Annotated in this window: 24 protein-coding genes and 1 tRNA gene; 6 read left to right on the top strand and 19 right to left on the bottom strand. The window is 72.6% G+C overall.

All coding sequences use genetic code 11. From position 1 onward, the window contains the following. Window positions 1-11 precede the first annotated feature (11 nt). Window positions 12-752: a methyltransferase domain-containing protein gene (locus BLT44_RS09085; protein ID WP_040505497.1), complete on the top strand. Its 741-nt coding sequence runs from the start codon at window positions 12-14 to the stop codon at window positions 750-752. Then, on the top strand, window positions 749-1,963 hold the full coding sequence (locus BLT44_RS09080; protein ID WP_010157428.1) for an FAD-dependent oxidoreductase: 1,215 nt from the start codon (window positions 749-751) through the stop codon (window positions 1,961-1,963). Before BLT44_RS09085 ends, BLT44_RS09080 begins: the two co-directional genes overlap by 4 nt. 21 nt (window positions 1,964-1,984) lie before the next feature. On the opposite strand, the gene BLT44_RS09075 is transcribed toward BLT44_RS09080, so the two are convergent. The 3 genes from BLT44_RS09075 to BLT44_RS09065 are packed head-to-tail and all read right to left on the bottom strand — an operon-like array spanning window position 1,985 to window position 4,598. Continuing rightward, window positions 1,985-2,740, bottom strand: coding sequence for an ABC transporter ATP-binding protein (locus BLT44_RS09075; protein ID WP_010157429.1), 756 nt, complete (start codon window positions 2,738-2,740; stop codon window positions 1,985-1,987). After that, complete coding sequence (locus BLT44_RS09070) at window positions 2,737-3,585, bottom strand: ABC transporter permease (RefSeq protein WP_010157430.1); 849 nt, start codon at window positions 3,583-3,585, stop codon at window positions 2,737-2,739. The genes BLT44_RS09075 and BLT44_RS09070 overlap by 4 nt, the downstream gene beginning before the upstream one ends. Beyond that, a complete protein-coding gene (locus BLT44_RS09065) occupies window positions 3,582-4,598 on the bottom strand; it encodes an ABC transporter substrate-binding protein (protein ID WP_010157431.1) in 1,017 nt (338 codons plus the stop codon). The genes BLT44_RS09070 and BLT44_RS09065 overlap by 4 nt, the downstream gene beginning before the upstream one ends. 238 nt (window positions 4,599-4,836) lie before the next feature. On the opposite strand from BLT44_RS09065, the gene BLT44_RS09060 reads away from it, so the two are divergent. Together BLT44_RS09060 and BLT44_RS09055 are read left to right on the top strand one after the other, a co-directional pair. After that, window positions 4,837-5,640 carry a YkoF family thiamine/hydroxymethylpyrimidine-binding protein gene (locus BLT44_RS09060; protein ID WP_010157432.1) on the top strand — a complete coding sequence of 268 codons (804 nt, stop codon included), beginning with the start codon at window positions 4,837-4,839 and terminating at the stop codon, window positions 5,638-5,640. Continuing rightward, window positions 5,637-6,953 carry an NtaA/DmoA family FMN-dependent monooxygenase gene (locus tag BLT44_RS09055; protein ID WP_010157434.1) on the top strand — a complete coding sequence of 439 codons (1,317 nt, stop codon included), beginning with the start codon at window positions 5,637-5,639 and terminating at the stop codon, window positions 6,951-6,953. Before BLT44_RS09060 ends, BLT44_RS09055 begins: the two co-directional genes overlap by 4 nt. Window positions 6,954-7,154: 201 nt before the next feature. Here BLT44_RS09055 and BLT44_RS15280 read toward each other — a convergent pair whose 3' ends face one another. The 9 genes from BLT44_RS15280 to BLT44_RS09010 form a co-directional block, all read right to left on the bottom strand. After that, on the bottom strand, window positions 7,155-8,138 hold the full coding sequence (locus BLT44_RS15280) for a MurR/RpiR family transcriptional regulator (protein ID WP_010157435.1): 984 nt from the start codon (window positions 8,136-8,138) through the stop codon (window positions 7,155-7,157). Beyond that, on the bottom strand, window positions 8,135-8,980 hold the full coding sequence (phnE, locus tag BLT44_RS09045; protein ID WP_010157436.1) for a phosphonate ABC transporter, permease protein PhnE: 846 nt from the start codon (window positions 8,978-8,980) through the stop codon (window positions 8,135-8,137). Before phnE (BLT44_RS09045) ends, BLT44_RS15280 begins: the two co-directional genes overlap by 4 nt. After that, a complete protein-coding gene (phnE, locus tag BLT44_RS09040) occupies window positions 8,977-9,834 on the bottom strand; it encodes a phosphonate ABC transporter, permease protein PhnE (protein WP_010157437.1) in 858 nt (285 codons plus the stop codon). The genes phnE (BLT44_RS09045) and phnE (BLT44_RS09040) overlap by 4 nt, the downstream gene beginning before the upstream one ends. After that, the gene (phnC, locus tag BLT44_RS09035; protein ID WP_010157438.1) at window positions 9,831-10,667 is read right to left on the bottom strand and encodes a phosphonate ABC transporter ATP-binding protein; all 837 of its coding nucleotides are present in this window, start codon (window positions 10,665-10,667) and stop codon (window positions 9,831-9,833) included. Before phnC ends, phnE (BLT44_RS09040) begins: the two co-directional genes overlap by 4 nt. A 14-nt stretch (window positions 10,668-10,681) precedes the next feature. Further along, window positions 10,682-11,695 carry a phosphate/phosphite/phosphonate ABC transporter substrate-binding protein gene (gene phnD, locus BLT44_RS09030; RefSeq protein ID WP_010157439.1) on the bottom strand — a complete coding sequence of 338 codons (1,014 nt, stop codon included), beginning with the start codon at window positions 11,693-11,695 and terminating at the stop codon, window positions 10,682-10,684. A gap of 8 nt (window positions 11,696-11,703) precedes the next feature. Beyond that, window positions 11,704-12,411, bottom strand: coding sequence for an HAD family hydrolase (locus tag BLT44_RS09025; protein ID WP_010157440.1), 708 nt, complete (start codon window positions 12,409-12,411; stop codon window positions 11,704-11,706). 83 nt (window positions 12,412-12,494) lie between these two features. Continuing rightward, the gene (locus BLT44_RS09020; RefSeq protein WP_010157441.1) at window positions 12,495-13,169 is read right to left on the bottom strand and encodes a hypothetical protein; all 675 of its coding nucleotides are present in this window, start codon (window positions 13,167-13,169) and stop codon (window positions 12,495-12,497) included. 43 nt (window positions 13,170-13,212) lie between these two features. Then, the gene (locus BLT44_RS09015; protein WP_074690159.1) at window positions 13,213-14,010 is read right to left on the bottom strand and encodes a glycerophosphodiester phosphodiesterase family protein; all 798 of its coding nucleotides are present in this window, start codon (window positions 14,008-14,010) and stop codon (window positions 13,213-13,215) included. Between the two features lie 78 nt (window positions 14,011-14,088). Continuing rightward, window positions 14,089-15,459, bottom strand: a complete 1,371-nt coding sequence (locus BLT44_RS09010) for a cytochrome P450 (RefSeq protein WP_010157445.1) — start codon at window positions 15,457-15,459, stop codon at window positions 14,089-14,091. A 141-nt stretch (window positions 15,460-15,600) separates the two neighbouring features. On the opposite strand from BLT44_RS09010, the gene BLT44_RS09005 reads away from it, so the two are divergent. Continuing rightward, on the top strand, window positions 15,601-16,611 hold the full coding sequence (locus BLT44_RS09005; RefSeq protein WP_010157447.1) for a DUF4031 domain-containing protein: 1,011 nt from the start codon (window positions 15,601-15,603) through the stop codon (window positions 16,609-16,611). A 54-nt stretch (window positions 16,612-16,665) separates the two neighbouring features. On the opposite strand, the gene BLT44_RS09000 is transcribed toward BLT44_RS09005, so the two are convergent. From BLT44_RS09000 to BLT44_RS08980, 6 genes are all read right to left on the bottom strand, one after another. After that, window positions 16,666-16,740: transfer RNA gene (locus BLT44_RS09000), tRNA-Gln, on the bottom strand. A 139-nt stretch (window positions 16,741-16,879) separates the two neighbouring features. Further along, window positions 16,880-18,247, bottom strand: a complete 1,368-nt coding sequence (gene lysA, locus BLT44_RS08995; protein WP_010157448.1) for a diaminopimelate decarboxylase — start codon at window positions 18,245-18,247, stop codon at window positions 16,880-16,882. A gap of 85 nt (window positions 18,248-18,332) precedes the next feature. Next, window positions 18,333-18,509 (bottom strand): hypothetical protein, encoded by a 177-nt coding sequence (locus BLT44_RS15600; RefSeq protein WP_155819112.1) that lies wholly within the window; start codon window positions 18,507-18,509, stop codon window positions 18,333-18,335. Beyond that, window positions 18,506-18,985, bottom strand: a complete 480-nt coding sequence (locus BLT44_RS08990) for a hypothetical protein (protein ID WP_010157449.1) — start codon at window positions 18,983-18,985, stop codon at window positions 18,506-18,508. The genes BLT44_RS15600 and BLT44_RS08990 overlap by 4 nt, the downstream gene beginning before the upstream one ends. A gap of 98 nt (window positions 18,986-19,083) precedes the next feature. Next, complete coding sequence (locus BLT44_RS08985) at window positions 19,084-20,604, bottom strand: APC family permease (protein WP_010157450.1); 1,521 nt, start codon at window positions 20,602-20,604, stop codon at window positions 19,084-19,086. 165 nt (window positions 20,605-20,769) lie between these two features. Continuing rightward, window positions 20,770-22,320, bottom strand: a complete 1,551-nt coding sequence (locus tag BLT44_RS08980; RefSeq protein WP_010157451.1) for an aminotransferase class I/II-fold pyridoxal phosphate-dependent enzyme — start codon at window positions 22,318-22,320, stop codon at window positions 20,770-20,772. Window positions 22,321-22,442: 122 nt separating this feature from the next. On the opposite strand from BLT44_RS08980, the gene BLT44_RS08975 reads away from it, so the two are divergent. Continuing rightward, window positions 22,443-23,378, top strand: a complete 936-nt coding sequence (locus tag BLT44_RS08975) for a LysR family transcriptional regulator (RefSeq protein WP_074690157.1) — start codon at window positions 22,443-22,445, stop codon at window positions 23,376-23,378. 41 nt (window positions 23,379-23,419) lie between these two features. Here the strand turns inward: BLT44_RS08975 and BLT44_RS08970 are convergent, their stop codons facing one another. After that, window positions 23,420-25,153, bottom strand: a complete 1,734-nt coding sequence (locus BLT44_RS08970; protein ID WP_074690155.1) for an alkaline phosphatase — start codon at window positions 25,151-25,153, stop codon at window positions 23,420-23,422. Window positions 25,154-25,262: the final 109 nt, after the last annotated feature.

The following is a 25,262-nucleotide window of genomic DNA, read 5'->3' as shown; positions in this document are numbered from 1 at the left end:
GCACGCGGTTCGTGTCACTGGCCCGCCGCGACGAGCGGCTGACGGAGATCATGGACGACCCGAACTGCGACCCCGAACGCCTGCGCCGCACCCTGCAGGGCTTCGGGCTGGTGAATCGCGCGGTCGCGTCATGGGGCCGCGTCTACCGCACGCATCTGCGGCCGGTGCTCGCGGCGGCGAGCGCCGGGGCCGGGCGCGGGCGCCCCGCGCGAGTGCTGGACGTGGGATGCGGCGGCGGCGACGTGCTGCGCCGGATCGTGGCGTCGGCGGCGCGCGACGGGATCGCCGTGCAGGGGGTGGGCATCGATCCCGACCCGCGCGCGATCGCCGTCGCCGCCGGAGCGCCGCGGATGCCGGGCGTCGCGTACCGGCAGTGCTTCTCCTCCGACCTCGTCGCCGCGGGCGAGCGCTTCGACGTCGTGCTCTCGAACCATCTGTTGCACCATCTCGCCGCGGATGAGCTGAGCGGCCTGCTCGCGGACTCCGAGGCGCTCGCGACCGGCCTGGCCGTCCACTCCGACATCGCGCGCAGCCGCCTCGCCTACGCCGCCTTCGCGATCGGCGCGGTGCCGGTGAGCCCCGGCACGCTGCTGCGCGTCGACGGCCTGCGCAGCATCCGCCGCAGCTACACGCCGATGGAGCTCGCGGCCGCACTCCCCCCGGGATGGAACGCGGAGCGCGTGGGCCTCTTCCGGCTCCTCGCCGTGCAGCGCCCCCGCACCCCCGGTGGCGCCGGGGCGCGGGTGCGATGAGCGGCCCGGCGACCGCCTGCGACGTGCTCGTCGTCGGCGCGGGGCCCAGCGGCGCGCTCCTGGCGGCCGAGCTGCGGCGTCTCGGCGTCGAGGTCGTCCTGCTCGAGCAGCGCACCGACCCCTCCCCGGGCTCCCGCGCCATCGGCCTCCACCCTCCCGTGCTCGCGGCGCTCGAGGCCGGCGGCGCGACGGAGCGGATTCTCGCGGGGGCCGCCCGGATCCCCCGGGGTATCGGCGTGGTGGCGGGGCGCACGGTGGGCGAGGTGCGCTTCGACCGCCTGCCCCTGCGGTTCCCATTCGTCGCCTCCGCACCCCAGGCGGTGACCGAGGCCGCCGTCTCGTTCGGCGCACCCGACCCGGTGCGCGGCGTGCGCGTCGTCGCCGTGGAACCCGCTCCCGACGAGGTGCGGGTGCGCGCGGAGTCGGGTGACGGCTCGGTGCACGAGTGGATCGTGCGCACCGTCGTGGTCGCCACCGGCGCATCGGGGCGGCGTCTCGTGAGCGGGCTCGTCACGGGCCGCTCCCGCGCCTACCCCGACCGCTACCTCATGTGCGATCTCGCCGAGGCGCCCGGGGAGCCGAGCGGCACCGCGGTGATCACCCTCGGCGCGCACGGAGTGGCCGAGTCGTTCCCGCTGCCCGGAGGCGGGCGCCGCCTGGTGGTGCGCGAAGCGTCGGAGAGGACGGGCGACCCGGCCGGCGGGTCGGACGCGGAGCGCCTGGCGGACGCCGTCGCGACGCGCATGCGCTCGCCCGAACTCGCGGCGATGGTGCGCGAGGCGCACCCGTTCGGCATCCGCCGCGCGCTGCTCGATCGCATGGTGATCGCGGGGTCGGTCATGGTGATCGGCGACGCGGCTCACGAGGTGAGCCCCATCGGGGGTCAGGGCATGAACCTCGGTCTGCTCGACGCCGCCACGCTGGCGCCGGTGCTCGCGCAGGAGCGTGCGGTCCGGTTGCGGAGTGCGGGGGCCTCGGAGCGGTCGCGCTCCTCCCCCGAGCACCGCTCGGCGCTCGCGCAGTGGGAGCGCGACCGGCTCGCATCCGCACGCACCGCCGCCCGCATCGCCGGGCTCAACACGCTGCTCGGGCGACCCTGGCCGCACCCCATTACCGCGCCGGTCGGCGCCCTCCTCGGCGGCGCGCTGCGCACGCCGCTCGCCCGGCTGCCCGAGCGCGCGTACGCGATGGGATACGACCGGCGGGCATGACCCCGCCGCCCGGGCGCGCGCTCAACCCGAAACGGAAGCGGCGCGCAGCAGCTCGTGCAGGCCCGCTTCGAGTTGCGGCACCCGCGGGTCGGTGAAGATCCCGTCCCCGCGCGGGATGTCGCGCGGCACCGCCACCTCGCGGAGCGGGCCTCCCGCCGCCGACGGCAGCACGAGCACGCGGTCGGCCAGCCGCACTGCCTCGCGGATGTCGTGGGTGATGCACACGATCGTCCACCCCGCGCTCGCCCACATGTCGAGCAGCCACCGCTGCAACTCGTCGCGCGTGATCGCGTCGAGCGCCCCGAACGGCTCGTCGAGCAGCAGGATCGGCCGATCCTGCACCACCGCGCGCAGAAACGACACCCGCTGCCGCATGCCCCCCGACAGCTGCCGCGGGTACCGCCGCTCCGCGCCCGCCAGCCCGAACGGCCCGAGCAGTGCCTCCACGCGCCGACGCGCTTCGCGTCGGGGCATCCCCTGCACCTCCAACCCGATCGCCGCGTTCTCGACGACGGTGCGCCACGGCAGGAGCGCATCGCGCTGCGGCATGTACGCGAACGGCCGGTCGCGCTGCGGCACCGGGGCCCCCGCGAACGCCACCTCGCCGGCGTCGGCGCGCAGCGCTCCGGTGAGCAGGGAGAGCAGCGTCGACTTGCCGCTTCCGCTCGCCCCGATGATCGCGACGACCTCGCCCGCCCCGACGTCGAACGAGACGCCCTTGAGCACCGCCCGGCCGCCGAAGCTCTTGCCGATGCCGCGCAGCTCGAGCAGGCTCACGCCGATCCTCCCCCGCCCGCGTCGACGCGCCCCTGCTCGATGCGCAGCCACGGCGCCGCCCAGCGCTCGATCAGCACGACCGCCCCGAACAGGCACAGCGTGAGCATCGTGCTGACCCCCACCGCGGCGAGCACCAGGTCGGTGCGGAAGACGTTCTTGGCCGACTGCATGTACACCCCGAGGCCCGCTACCGCCCCCGCGTACTCGGCGAAGATCGCCCCCACCACGGCGTACGTGATGGAGATGCGCAAGGACGAGAAGAACGACGCGGTCGCCGCCGGAAGACGGACGAGGCGGAAGACGGCCGCGCGCGACGCCCCCATCGAGGCGAGCAGACGCTCGGCCTCGGGATCGGCCTCGGCGAAGCCGCGCAGCAGACCGACCACCATCGGGAAGTACGTGACGAACGCGACGAGCAGGATCTTCGGCAGCAGACCGAAGCCGAACCAGAGCACCACGAGCGGCGCGAGGGCGATGAGCGGCAGCGTCTGGCTCACGATGAGGAGCGGGAGCAGGGCGGTGCGCAGGATCCGCGAGAAGTCGAGCAGGGTCGCCGTGGCGAACGCGACTGCGACCGACAGGGCGAACCCGGTGATCGTCGCGACGAGCGTCGGCACCGCATGGCGCAGCAGCGCCTCGTGCTCGCCCGCCCCGGCGCCGACGACGCGGACCGGTGAGGGAAGCATATCGGCGGGCACCGCGCCCGACACGGCGACGACCTGCCACAGCCCGAGCAGCAGCAGGAGGGCGATCACCGGCGCCGCGACCGCGCCGATCAGCGCCGGCCGATCCCGCTTCCGCGGCACCGCGACGAGGCCGGGGCTGAGCTCGGCTGGCGCCGTCACTCGAGGTACTCGTCGGTGTAGTACGTGCTCCAATCGGGCTCGTCCGCGAGCGGTTCGCCCGCCGCGTCGGTGAGGAAGCCGCCCGCGTAGAGGAACCCGCCGAACGCCTCCCAGGCATCGGCATCGGCGGCGCCGATCTCGCGCCCGGGTGCGGTGAAGTACTCGCTCGCGAGCAGCTCCGCACTGCGGTGCACGAGCTCCTCGGCCGCGCCGAGCGTGTCGGGGTTCGCCTCGAGGAGCAGGTCGGCCGCCGCCTCGGGCTGCTCGGCCGCATACGCGTACCCGCGGGCGACCGCCTGCACGAACGCCCGCGCCTCCTCGGGGTGGGCGTCGAGGTACGCCTCGCTCGACACGATGCCCGTCGACTGCTGCTCGGGCACACCGAAATCCTGGTAGCGGAACTCGCGGTACGGGTGCCCGTCGAGCTCCGCCTGCAGGTTCTCCCAGGTCGCCACCGACAGCGTGAAGTCGATGCGCCCCTGCGACAGGGCCTCGTACGCCCCCGTGTCGAGCACGACCTCGTCGAACTCGCCCTCGCCCCCGTCGCCCGCGATCGTCGCGTGCGCGAGCGCGGTGTACAGCGGCGACCCGAACCCGCCGAAGGTGGCGCCGTCGAGGTCGGACGGGCGCTCGACGTCGGCGCGATCCGCCAGCGTCACGAGTCGCCCCGAATCGCGCTGGGTGACGCGGTACACCGACACCAGGTCTAGGCCGGCGGTGCGCGCCACCTGCACGTTCGACTGCCCGCCGATGCCGAAATCGGCCTCGCCCGCCGAGACGAGCTGCGTCGCCGGGGTGGAGCCGTACGGAAGGATCTCGACGTCGAGGCCGGCCTCTGCGAAGTACCCCAGCTCATCGGCGACGTACACGCCGATGTGGTTCGTGTTCGGCGCCCAGTCGAGTGCGAACGCGACCGGCGCGCCCTCCGCGCCGCTCCCTGCGCTCTCGACTGCGCCGTCCGCGCAGCCGCCGAGCGCGAGCGCCGCCGCGGTCAGCGCCGCGGCTGCCGTCACCGCGCGGGTTGTTCGGGTATGGAAATCGTGATGGCGCATGAATGCGTGCCCTTCCGTTGCGATCGGGCACGGGTTCGTAGAGTGTCTCCCTGCGCTGGCATGATCCAGATCAGGTATGACGGTCGAAAGCTGTGGACTTTCCTCTCAGCCCGGCCTACCGGACTCCCGTGTGCGCTTCACCCTAGCAACAATCGTTCACCCGCGACACGGGCCGCGGCCGGTCGCCTAGGGTGGGGGCGTGACCACCGATACGCACCAGACGCCGCCGTCAGACGCCCCCGACACGCCTGCGACTCCCGCGACTCCCGCCTCCGACACGCCCGCGATTCCCGCCTCCGGCATGCCCGCGGTCCCGACGCCGGAGCAGTACGGCGTCGGCGCGCGCTTCACCCTCTCGGTGTACGACTCCGACTACGTCCGCATCATCCTGCAAGCGCTCGAGGCGGCCGACGCCACCGGCCTCGCCGTCGAGACGAACGACATCTCCACCTGCATCACCGGCGCGGAGCAGCGGGTGCTGCAGTACCTGGAGCAGGTGATCACGGCGGCCGCGCGCAGCGGAGCGCACCTCTCCGCCGCGATCCTGCTCTCCCGCGGCTGCCCCGGCGAGCTGCAGTGCGCGCTGCCGCCCGGCGTGGACGCCGTCGGGGCCGAGCCGATCCGGCTCCCCGACAGCGGCGTGCGAGCGCGCGCGCACTGGTCGCTCTACCCCCTGCTCGACGCGCGAACGGCCTCGTCTCACGGCTCAGCCGCCGCTACTGCCGCGTCGGGCACCGGGGAGGCGCGCCCCGCCGACCACATGACACCGATCTACGCCGCCATCGAGCAGGCGAAGACCGCGGGCGTCTACTCCGGATCCGACCACTACGCCACTCGGCTCGACGGCGACCTCGCCGCAGTGCTGACGACCGCCGCGAACGCGTGGATCGGGGTGGGTGCGGTGATCCAGCACGTCGTGACGCACCTCACGGTGTCGATCAACAGCCCCTCGCTCAGGGGCGCCCCGGGCGCGGGGCACCCCGAGCCGGGCCCGCTCGCGTGAACCCGTCGTCGCGCAGCCTCCACCTCGTCGGCATGGTCAACCCGCCGACGAGCCAGTACGCGGAGAACTGGCGCAACCCGCTGAGCCGAGCCGATTGGCTGAGCGGTGCGTTCCACGCCGACCTCGCCCGGACGCTCGAGCGCGGCTGCTTCGACATGATCTTCTTCGCCGACGCGCTCGCCGTACCCGAGGACGGAGCGGGCGACTACGCCACCACGCTGCGCACCGCCGGCAAGGGCGCCATCTATCTCGATCCGATCGCGAAGGCGGCCCTCGTCGCGGGGGCCACCTCGCGCATCGGCATCGGCGCGACCGTCTCGACGAGCTTCGTGCCCGCCTACGCTATCGCGCGGCAGCTGCTCTCGGTCGACCACCTGTCAGGCGGACGGGCCGCGTGGAACATCGTCACCTCGACGACCGACGCCGAGGCGCGCAACCTCGGGCACGCCGGGATCGCGGCGCCCGCCGAGCGCTACGATCGCGCCGACGAGGTCGTGCGCACCGTCGGCGAGCTCTGGCGGTCGTGGGAGCCCGATGCGCTCGTCCACGATCGATCGCGAGGCGTCTTCGCCGACGCCGCCCGCGTGCACCGGATCGACGGGGAGCTCTCGCGCGGGCCGCTCACCCTGCCGCAGAGCCCCCAGGGGCACCCCGTGCTCATGCAGGCCGGCTCCTCGCCGCGCGGCCGAGCCTTCGCGGCTCGCTGGGCCGAAGTGGTCTTCGCGATCGGCGATTCGCCCGAGGAGATGCGGGAGCTGCGCCGGGAGATCCGAGACCGCGCCCGCCTCGACCACGGCCGAGACCCCGATGCGATCCGCGTGCTGCAGGGCGTGCAGCCGGTCGTGGGCTGGACCGACGCCGAGGCCGACGCGAAACTCGCCGCGCTCGTCGCGCAGATCGACCTGCCCAGTGCGCTCGAGAAGCTCGCGCGGCTGCTGCACGCCGACGCGCTCGACGCCTCGGCGCCCGCCGTGGAGGTGCTCGCCGCGCACCGCGGCGCCACGGGCAGCATCGGCTTCGAGGACATGCTCGCGGCGGTGAGCGCGCGCCGCTCCCTCACCGTCGGCGACCTCGCCATCGAGCAGGCGCTCAACCAGTTGCACCCGCAGCTCGTGGGGTCGCCCGAGACGATCGCCGACGAGATGCAGCACCTCTTCGAGAGCGAGGCCGCCGACGGGTTCATCGTGATGCCGGCGCTCTACCATTCGTCGTTCGAGGACTTCGTCAACGGCGTCGTGCCCGAGCTGCAGCGCCGCGGAATCTTCCGCCGCGCATACGCGGGCGCGACGCTGCGCGAGCACCTCGCCGAGTAGGCGCTCGCCGAGTAGGGCGGCGGCGCTGCGCGGCGGCCGCTCCGCTTCCCTTCCCCTCCACTGTCGGGACCGGGCCCGCCGGCGCACATGTTTCTCGCCGATGCACCCCTCATACACATGTGCGCCGGCGAAACAGTGGTGCACCGGCGGAGCGGGCGGGGCGTCCGGAGCGGGCAGCGCCCGGAGCGGACGCGGCGCCGCTCACCCCTCGAGCGCGCCCGCGAGCACGGTGAGCACCGCCGCGCGGGCCTCGCGCCCGCGGTCGCCGCGCATCTCGACGAGGGCGTCGACGAGATGCTCGGTCAGCAGCATGAGCGCCGCCCGGGAGGTGTGGATGAGCTCGTCGTGGAAGCTGCCGCCCACCGGCGGCACGACGAGGGCGACATCCGACCGCTGCTCGACCGCCGATCGCGCGAACGACGTGACCGCGAGCACCTGCGCCCCGCTCGCGCGAGCGGCGCTCATCGCCTCGAGCGTCGCACGGTTCGCACCCGACCCCGAGAACGCGACGCACACCGACCCCGCGCCGAGCTGCCGGGCGGCGATCTGCTGCGCTATGGCATCGGCGAACTGCTCCACCGGCCGCCCCGCCGAGGCGAGCCGCATCGCGAAGTCGAGGCCGAGCGGGCTCGACAGCCCGTTCGCCACGACGAGGAGCCGGTCGGCCGAGTCGAGCGCATGCACGAAGGCGTCGACCGCCTCGGGCGTGAGCGCCGCCAGCGTGTCGTCGAGCCGGGCGGCGAGTCGCGCGATCCTCGCCCGGAGCGCGCTCAGGATCGTGGCATCGCCGAGCTCCCCGGCCCCCGCGGCACCGGCGCCGTTCGCTCCGCCACCGGCAGCCCCGGCACCACCGCCACCCCCGGCGGCCCCGGCACCGGCACCACCCCCTGCACCAGCGCCGGCCCCGACACCCGCCGCGGCGCTCTCGAGCGCGAGCTCCTGCACGAGCGCGACCCGCAGCTGCGGATACCCGTCGTATCCGAGCGACTGCGCCGCCCGGATCACGGTGGTGCGCCCCACTCCCACGCGTTCGGCGAGGGCCTGCGCCGTGCAGGCGACGGCCCCATCGCGATCTGCGGCGATGGCCTCGACGACGCGCCGCTCCGTGCGCTGCAGCGCCGGTGCCAGCGAGGCGATGCGCACGCTGGGCCGTGCGTCGGGGTGTCCCTGCCAGGTCGTGGTCATCCGGTTCCGTTCATGATGCGGCGACGGATCGCCCCCGAGATCGCATCCATCAGCATCGTCGCGGCGATGACCACGATGAGCAGCATGCCGACGGTGTCCCACTGCCGATAGTTGGTGTAGTTCGACAGCATACTTCCGATGCCGCCCGCGCCCACGAGGCCGAGCACGGCCGAGGTGCGGATGTTGATCTCGAACCGGTACAGCGCGAACGAGAGCAGCGCCGGGGCGACGGCCGGCCAGATCGCCCATCGCGTCACCTCCGCGGTGCTGCCCCCCGCCGCCCGCACCGCCTCGACGGCTCCCTCCTGCGCCGACTCCACGGTCTCGTACACCCATTTGCCCTGCGTGCCGATGCCGGCGATCGCGAGTGCGAGCGCTCCGGTCAGCGGGGTGAGCCCGGTCACGGTGAGCAGCACGAGGGCGACGATCACCTCGGGCACGGCGCGCAGCACGGCGAAGACGCCCCGCAGGATCGCGCGGAGCCAGAGCGGCCCGACGCCGTTCGCGGCGAGCATGCCGAGCGGGATGGAGATCAGCACGCACAGCATGGCGCCGATCCACGCCATCGAGATCGACCGCCAGGTCTCGAAGAGCGCCCGCGGCAGCTTCTCCCAGTTGGGCGCCTCGAACATGAGCCGGAGGTAGTGGGCCACCTGCCCGGGCACGGCGGGGAGGTCGCCCCAGGAGATCTGCAGCGAGCCCGCGGCGGCGAGCACCACGACGGCGGCCGCGACGGACCAGACGGTCGCCGCGAGCCGGGACGGCCTGGGCGGGAGCGCGAGGCGGGCGCGATCGCGGGCGGCGGGGGCGCCCGGGGCGGGCGCGTCGAGCATCGCGGTCATACGAGCCTCCGGCGCAGCAGGTTGGAGAGCGCCTCGATGGCGATGACCACGACGAGGATCTCGAGGATGATGACGGAGACGTCGGAGTAGGCGTAGAAGGCGCGGCGCTCGTCGAGCAGCCGGCCGATGCCGCCCGCGCCCACGATGCCGAGGATGGCCGAGATGCGCACGTTGAGCTCGAGGGCGTAGAGCCACTGGTTCGTGAACAGCGGCCACGCCTGCGGGAGCGCCGTGGCCCGGTTGATCTGGAATTGCGTGCCGCCGGCGGCCCGGCCGGCTTCCATGTACCGATGGTCGGCGGCGTCGATCGCCTCGGAGACGAGTTTGACCACGACCCCGATGTTGAAGAGGAAGAGGGTGACGACCCCGGGCAGCGCGCCCACCCCCACCATTGCGACGAGCACGGTGGCGAACACCAGGTCGGGTACCGCGCGGTTGATGTTGTTGACGGTGCGCACGAGTGCGCGCGTGAGACGATTCGGGTTGGTGGGCGCTGCCGCCCAGAGGGTGAGCGGAATCGAGCAGAGCGCCGCCGCGACGGCGCCGACCAGCGCCATCTGCAGGGTCTCGAGCAGCGGAGCCCAGGTGCGGGGCAGGAACGCGAGATTCGGCTGGGCCAGCTGCACGAGCTTCGTCACGCCGTTGCGCCAGTGCTGCACGATCGCGGCGAGGTCGAGTTCGATCCCGCCGATCGCCGGGACGCACGTCGCGACGGTGAACGCCGCGACCGCGGCCGAGATCAGCACCGTGCGCAGCCCGTTGCGCGGTTTCGGCGGCAGGTCGAGCCGGGTCGGGATCGCGGCGCTCGAGGCCGCCGCCCGCGCCGCCCGAGCCGCCCGCGGTGCGGCGCTCATGCGCGGGCTCCGAGGCGGTCGCGCGGCTGAATGGGACGGCCGTAGATCTGCTCGAAATCGGCGTCGGTCGCGGCCGCCGCCGGTCCGTCGTACACCACGCGCCCGTCGCGCAGACCGATCATGCGGCGCGTGTACTGGCGCGCGAGATCCATCAGGTGGATGTTCACGAGCACCGTCAGGCCGCGCTCCGCGTTGATGCGCTCGAGATCGGCCATCACCGCGTGGGCGGTGGGCGGATCGAGACTCGCGACGGGCTCGTCGGCGAGCATGACGCTGGGCTCCTGCGACAGGGCCCGGGCGATGGCGACGCGCTGCTTCTGGCCGCCCGAGAGCGCGCCCGCGCGGTGCCACACCTTGTCGAGGATGCCGACGGAGTCGAGCGCCCGGAGTGCGATCTCGCGATCCTCCGCGCTCGGCAGACCGAGCAGGGTGCGGAAGGCCGGGGAGTGCGCGAACCGACCGACCAGGGTGTTGCGGTAGACGCTCGCGCGCTCGGCGAGGTTGAAGGCCTGGAAGATCATGCCGATGTGGCCGCGCGCCTCGCGCAGGGCGCCGCCGCGCAGGCCGGAGACGCGATACGGGCCGACGGTCGCGCTGCCCCCGGTCACGGCGACGAGGCCGTTGATGGTGCGGATGAGGGTCGACTTGCCCGATCCGGAGAGCCCCACGATCGAGACCATCTCACCCGGCTCGATCTGCAGCGTGACCTCGTGCAGGGCGCGGGTGCCGTTGGGGTAGGTGACCGAGACGCGGTCGAGGGCGATGCCCCACGAGGCGGCGTTCGGCACGTGCCGCTCGCTCGCCTCATGGCGCCCGTCGTGTGAGAGTGACATGGTTTCCGTGCGGATCAGTTGGAGAACTCGCCCAGGATCTCGCCGTAGCGCGCGATCTCCTCGTCGGCCGTCTCTGCGGTCCAGCCCGACAGCCCGACGAGGTCGAACATCACGGTCGCGGCCTCGTCAGAGGAGCCGGCGTAGTCGGCCATGAGCTCGGTGAGCTGTGCGACGAGATCGTCGGGCAGCGTCGGGGCGACGGCGACGCCGCCGTTCGGGATCATCTCGGTGTAGGCGAACGCCGTGACCTTCTCCGCGACGTCGGGCGCCTCGGCGGTGACGGTGGTGCGCGCGTCCCAGTATCCGAAGCTCACCTCGGCGTCGCCGTTCGCGACCGCGAGCACCGCGTTGTTGTTGCCCTCGACCGGCACCTGCTCGATGTCGGCGTCGGTGTCGATGCCCGCGTCGCGCATGGCGACCACGGGGTACTGGTAGCCGGCGGGCGAGGTGGCCGCCTGCAGCGCGACCTTCGTGCCCGCGTCGATCTTCTCGAGCGCGTCGATGCCCGCGGGGCCGGATCCGGTCGCCTCGGCGCCCGCCTCCTCGATGCCGTTGCAGTACGACAGCTCGATGTCGCTCGCGGCGTAGGTCGCCATGACCGGTTCGTCGGCGCAGTACTTGTCGGGGTTGTTCGTGTAGGCGACCGCGGCATACGAGGTGGCGCCGAAGCGCACGTCGCGCAGCACGAGCTCGGCGTCGTACTGCTCGATGGCGTTGTAGAGCGAGCCGGCGTCGGTGATGACGACCTGGGCCTGATCGGCGCCGAGCGCTTCGACGGTCGCGGCGTAGTCGCTCGCGACGACGCCCTCGACCTCGATGCCGAGCCCGTCGGAGAGGTAGGCGGTGAGCGGATCGAGCGCCTCGGCGAGGTCTTCTCCCTCGACCGACGGCACGAGGGAGAGGGTGATGGAGTCGGGCCAGGCCTGCGCATCGTCGGCGGAGGTCGCCGACGAGTCGGTGGCGCTGCAGCCGGCGAGACCGAGCGCGGCGACGGTGAGGGCGCCTACTGCGAGAGCGGATGAACGCATGGGTGTGGTTACCTTTCGATGCCGGATCCCGCGCCGAGCGGCGCGGAGGTGCTGGAAGCCGCGGTCGCGGCCCAGGTCTGGATGTCGGGGACGAGGTCGGCGAGCGAGCGCCCGCGCATCGTCACCGGAGCCGGGGAGGCCTCGGCGGTCGCGCCGACGAGCGCCGTGTCGGCGCCGCGCGCTGCGGCCGGTGCGAGGTCGAACGCATAGATGTCGCCGATCGCGAGCACGGGGCCGTCCGCGATGAGACGGTCGATGAGGGGTTCGAGGCCCGCCGGCTTGCCGACCGTGAAGTGGAGCTCGTCGAAGCGCGACCGCACGCCCCACGCGTCGAGCACGGCGTCGACGCCGGTCTCGGGGGCGTTCGTGGCGAGCACGAGGCGGGCGGATCGGCCGAGCGCCTCGAGCGCGGCGTCGAGGCCGTCGATGGTGTGCACGACCGCGAGGTCGGTGCCGAGCCGGGCGCGGCTTCGCGCGTAGGCCGCGCGGAGGGCGTCGCCGCTCGCGCCGGAGGCTTCGCCCAGCGATCCGACGATGTCGTAGCCGTCGCGGTACGCGCTCTCGCCGGAGTCGTACCGCGCGAGTTCGGCATCGACGCGTGCGACGAAACCGGATCCCACCGGAGCGGCCTGGGCCACGCAGGCCGCGTAGGCGCGGACGGGGCCGTGACCGATGGCCAGTGTGCCGTCGAAGTCGAAGACGATGCTCGGTGCCATGTGCGCTCCCTGCGGTTGTGGACGATGCATCCAAAGCTAGGGCGCGAAATGGACGAAACGTCTATCGTAGGGTGAACAGCCGGTTACGAGTCGACGACGGCATTCCAACGCGGCGCGGGATGCGCCTCGAAATCGGCGAGCAGGGCATCGGCGTCTCCCGCGAAGGGGAACGCCGTGATGAGCTGCAGGGGCGCGGTGGTCTCCGCCCGCTCGGCAGGAGCGATGCCGTACACCAGCGCCGGTGCGGCATCGCGATCGCCGCGCTGCACGAGCACCACTCGGCTGCGCCGCGCCGCGTCCGCGCCGCTTCCGCGCAGGACGGCCTCCCCCATCCGAGCCTGCTGCGGTGGGCGGCGCAGGTGCGGGAGGGCGGCGTCGGTGACGCGCTGCAGCGGCGTCGAGTCGGGGCCCCCGGCGTCCGCACCGCGACTGAGGTGGAACGCGTCGGCCGGGCGGCCGAGCGCGCGCGCCAGATCGCCCTGCTGCCAGCGATCGCGCTTGAACCCGAACGGCGTCGGCACCTTCGAGAACCAGTACCCGTACACGTGGATCAGGCCCGCGTTGCCGACCGGGAACTCGGCCGCGACCCCGGCCGCCTCGTGGAGTGCATCGAAGGTCTGCCGGTCGAACGACGCCACACCCGTGTGCTCGTCGATCACGGTCGATGCGCCCCAGAGCGCGAGACGCCCGGCTGCGGCATCGTCTCGAGCGCAGCCGAGCACGAAGTCGAGGTCGGGCCTCGCCAGTGGATCTTTCACCCGTCGATGATGCCACGAAGGCCGCGCCCGGCCCGCCACCGGGCTAGGGCCGCAGCGTCGCGAGCGCGAGATCGGTGCGGTCGGTGACGACGCCGTCGACGCCCATCGCGGTCAGCTCGCGCATGCGGTCGGCGTCGTTGACCGTCCAGACGTGCACCTCGACCCCGTTCGCGTGCGCCGCGGCGACGAGCCTCGGGGTGAGCACCCGGATGCGCCCCTGCCGCTCCGGAATCTGCAGCGCGTCGAGACCGGCGAGCGCGCGTCGAACCGCACGCCGCGACCCGGTGACCGACGCGAGCAGCACCCGCACCAGCGCGCCGCGGCCCGGCGAGGTCGCGGGCAGGATCGCGGGGCGCTCCCCCGCCGCCGCCGCGACGGCGGTTCGCCGGAGGGCGTCGGAGAAGCTCGTCACGAGCACCCGCGCCCCGTGCCGCGCCACGATGCGCCCGAGCGGGGCGGCGACGGCGCGCGATTTGACGTCGATGTTCCAGCGCGCCTGCGGATACTCCGCGAGGGCCTCCTCGAGGGTCAGCAGCCCGCCGCGCTCGGCGAAGATCCGCTCGAGCTCCACGCGATCCACCGCGCCGATCTTGCGGGGGTCGCCCGTCACCCGCGAGAGGTCCGCGTCGTGCGCGAGCACCACCGCTCCGTCGCGCGTCAGGTGGCAATCGGTCTCGAGGTAGTCGGCGCCTGCGGCGAGCGCCACGGTGAACGCCGCCCGCGTGTTCTCCGCGACGCCGCGTTCGGCGAGCTCGTCGGAGACGAAGCCCCGGTGCGCGATGATGCGCGGCCGTGATGCGTCGGCGAGGTAGGGGTGCGGGTCGCGCCGGTGCGGAGTCATGCGATCACGTTAGCGCTCGCGCGGCACCCGCGTGCGGGGCTCCCCCGAGCGCGCCCACACCGCGGAGGCCCGCTCCGGTCAGTGGAACGGGCACTTCGCGGGCGCCGCCCCCGCCGCGGCGGGGCGCACGAGGCCTCCCGAGGCGGGCTTCGTGGGCAGGCGGCGCCGATTCACCTCGAGGCCCGTGCCGAGAATGCGCACCCGCGGGTCGCTGAGCGCGGCGGCGGCTGCCGAGAGCCCCGCGATCGCGAGCTTCTCGCCGGGGCACCGATGGCCGGTCTCCACCCGGGCGCCGCCGTGCGGGATGAACGTCTCGATCGCCTCGTAGTCGTCGACGCCGAGGAACCGGGAGGGGTCGAACTCGCTCGCCCGCTCCCACGACCGGTCGTCGGTGTTCGTGCCGAGAATGTCGAGCACCACCCGACCGCCCTGCGGCACCGTCGCCCCGTCCACCTCGATGTCCTCAGTCGCCCACCCGGGCAGCACGGGGACGAAGGGTGCGGTGCGCCGGATCTCCTGCGCGAAGGCGACCGCAACGGGATCGTCGACGAGCGCGCCGCCCCGCTCCTCCACCGACGCCGAGATGCGGTCGCGCCACTCGGGCCGATCGTGGAGCTCCTTCGCGGCGAACGCCACGAAGCGCGCGACGGCCACCATGGGGCGGATGCAGTTCTGCAGTTCGATCCCCGCCAGATTCGCGGGGAGCAGTTCGTCGCCCTCGTCGCGGTGCCACGCCCAGGCGCGCAGCGCCGATCCCTCGGGTGCGTCGAGCTCGCCGGCCCGCACGGCCTCGATGAGCTTGCGGGCGTGACGATCGGACCAGGCGCGGTTCGCCGCTGCGAGCGGAAAACTCGGCGAGTACGGCGCCCCGAACCCGTCCACGATCTGGGCCATGCGCGCAGACCACCGCGTCAGAGCGTCGTCGGTGCCGGGCAGGCCCGCCCAGTGCATGATCGCGCGGCCGAGAGCCCCGGCCGCCGCGTCGTAGGCGGATCGACTTCCGCCCGCGATCCACTCGTCGAGCTCCGCGCGCCACTCGCGCTCGAGGAGCGGCTTCAGCGCTTCGACCGCCGCATCCTCGTAGGCCACGTCGACGAACGTCGCCTTGCGCTGCCGGTGCTCGGCGCCGTCGAGGCTGTGCACCGAGCCGTGGCCGAAGAGCGTCTCCTGGATGAAGGCGGGCATCGCCCCGTGCCGCGCGATGCGGTCGTTGTCGTAGAAGGTCGCCACGCCCTCCGCGCCGCGCACGAGCAGGGCCTGCCGCCCGAGCAGGCGCATGGGCACCGCGCGGGCGCCGGCCCGCGCGCGATCCCAGATCGCCGCGCCGAAGCCGTAGCCGCGGGTCATGATCATCGGCGCGTCGTCGTGCAGCAGCTTCGCGACGCCGATGCGCGACGTACGCGCGGAGCGTGAGAGCGTGTCGGTGAGAACGGAGAATGCAGTCGCCATGCCCTCCACTGTCGCAGCGCTCCCGCTGGGAGACCAGGGGGCGGCGGCCCGGCTGCCGGTGTGCTAGGCGGGGTGCGGCGCTTCGACTGCAGCAGCGAACCCCACGTGCACGCAGCTCATACCGAGCAGTACCATGAGCCCATGGCGATCCTCATCGACCCGCCGGCCTGGCCCGCGCACGGCACGCTGTGGAGTCACCTCGTATCCGACGCGAGCGCCGATGAGCTGCACGCCTTCGCCCGGCTGATGGGGTTTCCGCGGCGCAGCTTCGATCTCGACCACTACGACGTCTCGGCCGCGAACTACGATCGCGCCGTCGCGCTCGGCGCCCAGCCCGTCGCCGGCCGCGAGGTGGTGCGCCGGCTGCAGCTGGCCGGGCTGCGGGTGCGCCAGGTGGATCGCGAGCGGGTCACTCCCGTGCGGCGACGGCAGTACCTCGCCGAGCAGTGGGCGGCGCTCGGCGCCGCGCTCGGCACCTCGCTCGGTGCCGGGGGCGAGAACAGCAGCACTCCGCCCGAGGGCGCCGGCGCCGCTCGCGGGCGAGCCTGGCGCGAGCTGGGCGAGGAGCTGATCGCGCGCTGGAACGAGCCGCACCGCAGCTACCACGACGAGCGGCACCTCGAAGACGTGCTGCTCGCGCTGGATCACCTGGAGTCGCGCGGTGAGCGCATCGCTCCAGAGACCCTGCTCGCGGCCTGGTTCCACGACGCGGTCTACGCGGGATCGGCCGGCGACGACGAGCGCGCGTCGGCGGCCCTGGCGGTCGCCGCGCTCACGCGCCTGGGGTGCGATCGCGAGCTGATCGACGCGGTGGCGGCGAGCATCATCGCGACGACCCCGGGTCTCGCGCCGGCGGAGCCGCGCCCCGCGCTCGCCCAGCTGCTCGACGCGGACCTCTGGATCTTCGCGTCGAGCCGGTCGCGCTACGCGGAGTACGCGGCGGCGGTGCGGCGGGAGTACGCGCACGTGCCCGCTGAGGAGTTCGCCGCTGCGCGCACGGGCATTCTCGCGGGGTATCTCGATCGCCCGGCGCTCTACGCCACGGAGGCGGCCCGGCATCTCTGGGAGCGGCGAGCACGCGCCAACGTCTCGGCCGAGATCGAGCGGCTGCGGGAGTGGGCTCGGGAATCGGCTCGAGACGCGCCGAGGTAGCTGCGGCGCGGGCCGGGCACGAGAAAACCCCCGGGCGAATGCCGGGGGTTTCAGTGGCTGGGATACCAGGACTCGAACCTAGAATGACGGTACCAGAAACCGTAGTGTTGCCAATTACACCATATCCCAAAGCGGAAATCCGCTGCTCCGAGGAGCGCGGCACCGAGAGATCACTCTACCCCGGATTCGCCCCGAACTCAAAACGAGGCGGCGACGCGGGCACCCCGCGCGCGTCGCCGCCTCGTTCCGGGCGCAATCGCTCCGCGCGCTACCGCTCGAGCGCGGGCGCGTGCAGCGCGAGCAGCTCCTCGTAGGTCTCGCGCCGGGCGACCAGTCGCGCCTCGCCGTCGCGCACGAAGACGATCGCCGGCTTCAGCGCGCCGTTGTAGTTGTTCGCCAGGGTGTAGCCGTAGGCGCCGGTCGTCGCGACCACCGCGAGGTCGCCCACGCGCGCCTCGGGCAGGGGCGCCCGGTCGACGAGCAGGTCGCCCGACTCGCACTGGCGCCCGACGAGCTGCGCGGTCTCCGTCCACGGGTCGAGCGCGCGATTGCCGAGCAGGGACTCGAAGCGCTGGCCGGTGAGCGCGGCGTCCATCTGGTCGGCGAGCCCACCGTCGACCGCCACGAACGTGCGCCCGGTGCGCTTCACCGTCGTGACCCGGTACAGCGTCACGCCGGCCCGAGCGACGATGGCCCGACCCGGCTCGATCATGATGCGCGCGCCCGCGGGGAGGTGCGCCCGCGCCGCCGCGACGATCGTGTCGAGGTACTCGTCGACGCTCGGGGCGACCTCGTCGTAGGTGTACTTGACGCCGAGACCGCCGCCCACGTCGTAGACGTCGAACTCCCCCGCGGTCGAGATCTTCGACACGGCCTCGCCGAACTGCTCGACATCGAGGATCTGCGAGCCGATGTGCAGGTGCACGCCCTCGAACTCGAGCAGCGGGTGGGCGCGCATGCGCTCGATCGCGGCGAGCGCCTGATCCATGGGGAGCCCGAACTTCGAGTCGCTGCCGCCGGTGGCCTGCGAGGCGTGCGTCTTCGCCTCGACGCCGGGGATCACGCGCAGGAGGAGCTTCTGCGGCTGCGTGAGCAGGCGCTCCAGACGGTCGAGCTCGTCGGTGTTGTCGACGATGATCGTGTCGACGCCCACCTCGATCGCCATGCGGAGCTCGGCGTCGGTCTTCGCGTTGCCGTGGAAGTGAAGCTTCTCGGGCGGCACCCCCGCGGCGAGGGCGAGCTGCAGCTCGCCGCCGCCGGCGATGTCGACCGAGAGCCCCTCCTCGGCCGCGATGCGGTACATGCCCACGGCTGGGAACGACTTCGAGGCGAAGAGCACCTCCGACGCGGGCCAGCGCGCGCTGAGACCGTCGATGAATCGGCGGATCTGGCGGCGCAGGCCCGCCTCGTCGTACACGTAGAGCGGCGTGCCGTACTGATCGGCGAGCTCGGTCACCGGAACGCCGCCCAGGTGCAGCACTCCGGCGTCGTCGACCGCCGATTCCTCGGGCAGGATCGACCAGAGCTCGCCGAGCCGGTTGCCCGTCGGGCTCGGCTGGGAGAGCTCGGCGCGCCCTGAGGCGCGGCCGCTCGGGGCTGCGTGGGATTGCGAAGACGGTGCGGGTACTGCGGACATGGGTACTCCAAAGTTCTGGTCGCGGTGCGACCGGTGGGGCGCTGGCGCGCCTCGGAAGGGTGTGATGGGCGACGCGCTGAGGGCGCTACACGTACCCCGTCCAGGCCCGCACTCGATCGACCGGGGGCGACGCCGCGTGCCCGCGCTTCGCGATGCGCATCCGCTCCCCCTGCATACGATCCATCTTGGTGCGCGCCCCGTACCGGGTCAACCGACCCCGGCCGCCGCCGCCGGGTGCACGTGCACTGTCGCCGGCCGTCATCGCAGCTCCCCGGCGTCGATCACGCGGACGCCGTCGTCGTGCAGCAGCAGCTGCGCGCGCAGCGGTGAGCGGCCGCCCGCGGCCATCTCCCGGACCGCCCCGTCGAGGCCGCGCGCCCATCGCAGGTCCTCGGAATCGAGGCCCCCGCTCCCACGCCGCTCCCACATGAACATGAACTCGTGGGCACCCACGAGGTCGCACGCCATGCGAGCGCGCTCGGCCATCGCCCGCACGAAGGTCACGGGGCCGAGGTCGTCGGTGTCGAGGAGGTGGTCGGGAGCGAGCGGGTGATCGTCCATGGGCATGATCGGGTCGGTGAGGCGATGCCCGTGGTCGAGGAACAGGAGCCACACCTGCCTCAGTTCGGCGTGGGAGAACACCCGGGTCAGCTGGTCGGCGAGCGCGTCATCGGTGTCGAGGGGCCGCGCGGGGTCGATGTCGGAGGCGGGCATGAGGTTCGGTTCGAGTCGTGTCATGCAACCCAGCTTGCGCTGCACGGCGTCGGGCCGGCGGGCGCGAACGGCTTTCTGTGGAAAGCTCTCGCGACCGCCGGCCCGAGCGGGGCTGTGAGCGACTACCTGCGAGAGGTCTCGCGATCCTCGACCTCATCGAGTTCGCCGCCGTCGTACAGCTCCCCCTCCGACGAGCCGACGCGGTAGCGGCCCGGGCCCACGAGCACGATCATGCCCGTGTCGATGCGGTGGCCGAGCACCGAGTTCCTGCGTCCGGTGAAGAAGTACCAGACCAGCACGAGGGCGGTCCAGAGCGCGAAGACGATGATGGTGATCGGGCGCAGATCCTTGATGATCCAGAGGCAGCCGATGATCGAGAGGATCGGGATCACGGGGTAGAGCGGCACCCTGAACTTCCGCTCCAGATCGGGCTCGCGGTGGCGCAGCACCATGACCGCCACCGACACGACCGTGAACGCGGCGAGCGTGCCGATCGACGTCATCTCGGCCAGGAAGTTGATGGGCAGCACGCCCGCCAGGATCGCGACGATGATCGACACGATGATGGTGTTGGCGATCGGCGTGCCCGTGCGCGGGTTCACCCGGCTGAAGATCTTCGGAGCCATGCCGTCGCGCGACATGGTGAAGAGGATGCGCGTCTGCCCGTAGAGCACCACGAGGGTCACGCTGAAGATCGAGATCACGGCGCCCGCGGCGACGATGGTGCCCGGCCAGGAGGCGCCCACGATGTTCTCGAGGATCGCGGAGAGGCCCGCGCTCTGGCCCTCGAACTTCTCCGGGGCCTGCGCGCCGAGGCCGGTGACCGCGACGAGCACGTACACGGTGGTCACGACGACCAGGGCGCCCATCAGCGCGATCGGCAGGTTGCGGCGCGGGTTCTTCGCCTCGTCGCCCGCGGTGGCGACGGCGTCGAGCCCGACGAACGAGAAGAAGATGATGCCGGCGCCGGTCATGATGCCGCCGAGGCCGAAGGGCGCGAAGTTCGCGAAGTGGTCGACGTTCCAGCCGGTGATGCCGACGGCCACGAAGAAGAGCAGCACAGCGATCTTGATGACGACCATCACGGTGTTGGTGACGACGGAGTGCGAGGTGCCGCGGATCAGCAGCAGGCAGCAGAGCCCGATGAGGATCACCGCGGGCAGGTTGATGATGCCGCCGTTCTCCGGCGCGTCCAGCAGGGCGTGCGGGAACTCGAACCCGAAGAGGTTCTTCACGAGCTGATTGACGTACTGCGACCAGCCGACCGCGACCGCGGCGGTCGATACGCCGTACTCCAGGAGCAGACACGCGGCCACGCCCATCGCGGGCAGCTCGCCGAGCGTGCTGTAGGCGTACGAGTACGAGGATCCGGAGACCGGCACGGAGCTCGCCAGCTCGGCGTAGCACAGCACGGAGAGGCCGGCGACGAGCCCGGCGATGACGAACGACCAGATGACGGCGGGGCCGGCGATCGGCACCGCCTCGGAGAGGATGAAGAAGATACCCGTGCCGATGGTGCCGCCGACGCCGATCATCATGAGCGGGAAGAGCCCGATGCTGCGCTTGAGCTGACTGCCGCGTTCACCCCCGTCGTGTGGAACGGGCTGTACTCGGAAGAGCTGCTGCCGCAGAGAGCTTGCCATACGTGTCTTCTCCAGACTTCGTTGTCGCAGGGCCGAAGGCCCGGTCATTCGTCCCTCGGCACTCGCGCAGCGAGGGTTCCTGGTCTTCCAGGAGATGCTCGGATCTCGAGCAATCCGCGGCGGTGGGCCGCGAAGTCGAAGCGGCGCCGTCGCAGGCGCCGCGGGTCAGCCGCCGGCCAGAACCCGGAAGCGATCCACCCCCGGGTCGATCGCGCCGCGCACGTAGCCGGTCGGAGAAGCCGCGACCGCCTGCAGAAAGGCTACCGCCTCTTCGGTGATCTCCTCGCCGGGCATGACGTTCGGGATGCCCGGCGGGTACGCCGCGAGGGTGTCGGCGGAGACGCGCCCCACGGCGTCGTCGGCGCTCACCACCTCGGTGGCGCCGAAGAAGCCGTCGCGCGGGCTCACGCGGTACGCGCCGGGCGCGGGCAGGGGCGGGAAGTCGTGCACATCGCCCGTGATGCGACGCTCGTGCCCGGCCTCCGCCGAGTCCACGCTCGCGACCAGCGCGGCGTAGACGGCGTCGAAGTCGAACGACTTGCCCGCGCCGATCACGGCCACGATCGTCGTCGCGGTCGACATCTCGAAGTACATGTCGTGGTGCTCGATCAGGTGCTGGCGCAGCCAGTGCCCGCCGACCCCCGCGCCGCTGACGTCGATGGGCACCCGCAGCAGGTCGGTGTCGACGATGTCGTCGAAGCGGTCGAACGTGTCGCTCACGACCGCGAAGCGGGGATCCTCGCGCAGGATCTCGCGGAAGCGGCGCGCTCCCGCGACGGAGCGGCCGATCGCCTCCTCGCCCGTCGCGAGCGCATGCCGGGCGATGTCGAGGGATCCGCGCAGGAGCGCGCTGGTGGAGGTCGACGCGGTCATGCTGAAGGCGCGCTCGATGAGCGGCTCGAGGCGATCCGCGAACGGACCGTCTCCCAAGTGCAGCATGGCCGACTGGGTCAGCGACCCCGCGAGCTTGTGCGTGCTCGAGATGACGACATCGGCGCCGAGGCGCGCGGGCGACTCGGGCAGCTCGGGGTGGAAGCCGAAGTGCGGCCCCCAGGCGCCGTCGACGATGAGCGGAGCTCCGTGCGCGTGAGCGACTCGCGCGAGACCCGCGACGTCGGAGACCGACCCGAAGTAGCTCGGCGAGATGACGTAGACGGCGTGCACCGGGTTGCCGGCCGACGCAGCGGCGGCGAGTGCGTCGTCGAGAGCGGCGGGCGAGACGCCGTGCGCCATGCCGTGCTCGTCGTCGACGCTCGGCATGACATAGCTCGGAGTGATGCCGGCCAGCAGAATGCCGTCGCTGAAGCTCGAGTGCGCGCTGCGCTGGGCGAGGATGCGGTCTCCGAGCCCGCGTGCGGCGAGCGCGATCGTACGGTTGGCCTGCGATGCGCCGTTCGTGAGGAACCACGTGCGCTTCGCGCCCCACGCGTCGGCGGCGAGCTCGAGCGCGCGATCGAGGGGCGTCTGCTCCTGCCCGCGGGCGAGCAGATCCACGCCGTCCATGAGCATCGGGATGTCGAGGCGCAGCGCGCGCTCCCCGAGGAAGCCCGCGAGCCGGCCGCTGAGATCGCGGTCGGTACCGCCGTGACCGGGCACCATGAGCTGCACGGACCCGCGGTCGGCGTAGGCCTCCAGTGCGTCGGCGTACGGCGCCGTGCTGTGGTCGAGGCGGAAGCGCGAAGCGGTCAGAGCGGAGGTGTGCAGCATGAGTGCCATGATGCTCCGCCGCCGCGTCGCGGGGAATCCCCGACTCCGCTGTTGCGTCACATACGATGTATGTGGATGCCACGGATGAGAAGTCGTCGGGCGCCACACGCGCTCGATGACGGGAGACCCATATGATCGATCTGAGACAGCTGATCGCGCTCCGCGCCGTGCAGCGCGAGGGATCCGTCACGCGCGCGGGCCGCGCACTCGGCTGGAGCCAGCCCACCGTCGACTACCACCTGCGCAACCTCGAGCGACTCATCGGCTCACCCGTGCTCGAGCGCTCGACTCGCGGGTCCACGCCGACGCCGGTCGGGGTGCTCGTGCTCGATCGCGGCGAGGAGATCCTCACCCTGAGCGACCGCGCCCTCCGAGACGCGCGCGACCTCGCCCAGATGGGGCGGGCGAGGCTCAGGTTCGGCACCTTCCCCACCGCTGCGGCCAAGCTGCTCCCCTCGATCGTGTCGCAGGTCTCCGACCTCGGCATCGAGATCGACGCGGTGCTCGAAGAGGTGGGGCCGCTCATCGCCCACGTCAACGACCGCACGCTCGACGCCGCGCTCCTCTACTCGGTGCCCGGCTACGAGGTGCCGCTGCGGCCCGACATCGCGACGACCGAGGTGCTGCGCGACCCGCTGCTGCTCGCACTGCCCGAGGATCACCCGCTCGCCGACCGCGCATCCATCGACCGGGCGGCGCTCCTCACGCTGCACGGCGAGCGCTGGCTGCTCGGCACGAGCCGGCACGATCCGATGGACTCGGTGCTCGTCGACGCGTTCGCCGAGGCGGGGCGGGAGCTCGAAGTCGCCATCCGCACCGACGACTTCCAGGTGATGCTCGGCATGATCGCCGCGGGAATGGTGATCGGCCTGGTCGCGAAGCTCGCCGCCGGCCCCACGCACCCTGGCGTCGTGCTGCGCCCCATCGACGACCCCGCGTTCGCGCGGTCGGTGCTGCTCGCCGCTCCCACCGAGGGCGGCGGCGAGGGGCCCTCGACGGCGGCGCGGCAGCTCGCCGCCGCGATCCGGAACGCCGTCGCGCGGAGCGAGCACCCGGCCGCCGGCTGAAGCGGCAGCGGGGGCGCCGCTCGCGCGGCGCCCCCGCACCATCAGTCGGTGCGAGCCGAGCGGCGTGCGCGCAGAGCGATCACCGCGGCGCCCACGAGGGCCACCGCGCCGGCGCCGACCGCGAGGGGCACCGCGCCGGCGGGCGCACCCGTCGCGGCGAGCGAGCCCTGCGCACCGGTCGAGCCGCCGGGGCTCGCGACTGCGGCCGGAGCCTCCGCAACAGGATTGGCGCCGTCGGCACCCGCGCCGGCCGCGCCGGCTCCCGCGGCCGCAGCGCCCGCGCCCGCGGCACCATCCGCGCCAGTGCCCGCGGCACCGCCCGAATCGGCCCCGGAGCCCGCTGAGCCGCCGCCGTCGGCAGCACCCGTCGCATCCTCGACCGGCGGCTCCACCGGAGCCTCGGGCGCGACCCAGGCCGTGTTCAGCATCCAGTTCGCCATATCGGTGTTGTCGAAGTAGTGCCCGCGCACCAGGTCCAGCTTCGTGCCGAGCGCCGTGAGCTGCTCGGTACCCGCGCCACGGGAGAAGAAGGGCACCAGCATGTTGGTGTGATCCCCGCTGTTCCACGAGTGCGCGGCGAGCGCCTCGGGATCCTCGGCCCCCGCGGAAACGATCGGGCTGAAGTCTCCCGGCGTCTCGCCGTACAGGTAGCCGGTCTCGTGATCGGCGGTCACCACGACCAGCGTGTCGTCCCAGCTCGAGTGCGTCTCGACCCAGTCGATCACCGAGGTGACGGCTCCGTCGAAGTCCGCGACCTCCTCGAGATCGCGCTCGCTCTCGTTGCCGTGCCCCGCCCAGTCGATCGCGCCGCCCTCGACCATGAGGAAGAACCCGTTCTCGTTGTCGTCGAGCACGTTCAGCGCCCCCTTCGAGAGCGTCGCCAGATCGGGCACATCGTTCATCGGGGCGCCATCGGTGCGCGACTGCTGCAGCGTCGACCCGACCTGCGCCACGCCGAATACGCGCTCCGGCGTCTCGCCTGCGGTGAGCGCCTCGAAATCGGCCTTCGTCTCGATGAACGCGCGATCCGTCTGCCCCGTCGAGACGGCGTTCCAGTCGTCCTCCGCGATGTAGCCGAAGCTCCCGGTCTCCGTGCGCTGATGATCGTCGGTGTAGAACGGGTGCCCCGCGCCGATCACGACCTCGAGATCGCCCGCGATCTGCTCGCTCGCGATCTGGTGGTAGTTGTTGCGGCTCTCGTTGTGGCTCGAGTAGGCCGCCGGCGTCGCGTGCGAGAACGGCACCGACGACACCACGCCCGCGCTCTTGCCGAGCGACTTCGCCCGCTCGGCCACGTTCTCGACGGGGGTGCCGTTCTCGTCGACGCCGAGGCCGGCGTTGTACGTCTTCACGCCGGTCGCCATCGCCGTGCCCGCCGCCGCCGAATCGGTGGGGCTCACGGTGTTCCACGCGAAGTCCGACCACGACGCCGCCGGATCGTACACCGGACCATCGACCCAGTGCGTCGACATGCCGAGGTGGTTCCACGACTGCCACCCCTCGGTCGGCGCCGTGTTCTGCCCCGACGGGATCACCTTGCGGTCGCCGCCGCGCTCGACCTGCCAGTGCGTCTCGCCGCTCGTCTCGGCGTTCATGAAGTCGATGTGGTTGTACCCCATGCCGTCACCGATGAGCACGATGACGTTCTTCGGCGAGACCCCTGCCCCGGTCTCCGCCGCCATCGCCGGCGAGCCGAATGCGGCGCCCGTCGCGATGATCCCCAATGTCACGCCGCCCGCAACGACCGGCCGCGCGAACTTCCCCAGATGCACCATGTGTCCCCTTGTTCGGAATGAAACCGCGGCCGCAGATCGGCCGCCTCTGGGAGCGTATGGGGGCGAGATGTCGCGTGAATGGCCGGGGGTGAACGGGCCGTGAATGCGG

The sequence above is a fragment of the Leucobacter chromiiresistens genome, assembly GCF_900102345.1.
GTDB lineage: Bacteria > Actinomycetota > Actinomycetes > Actinomycetales > Microbacteriaceae > Leucobacter > Leucobacter chromiiresistens.
Note: the sequence above shows the minus strand (reverse complement) of the source record. Positions and strands in the feature narration are given on the sequence as shown.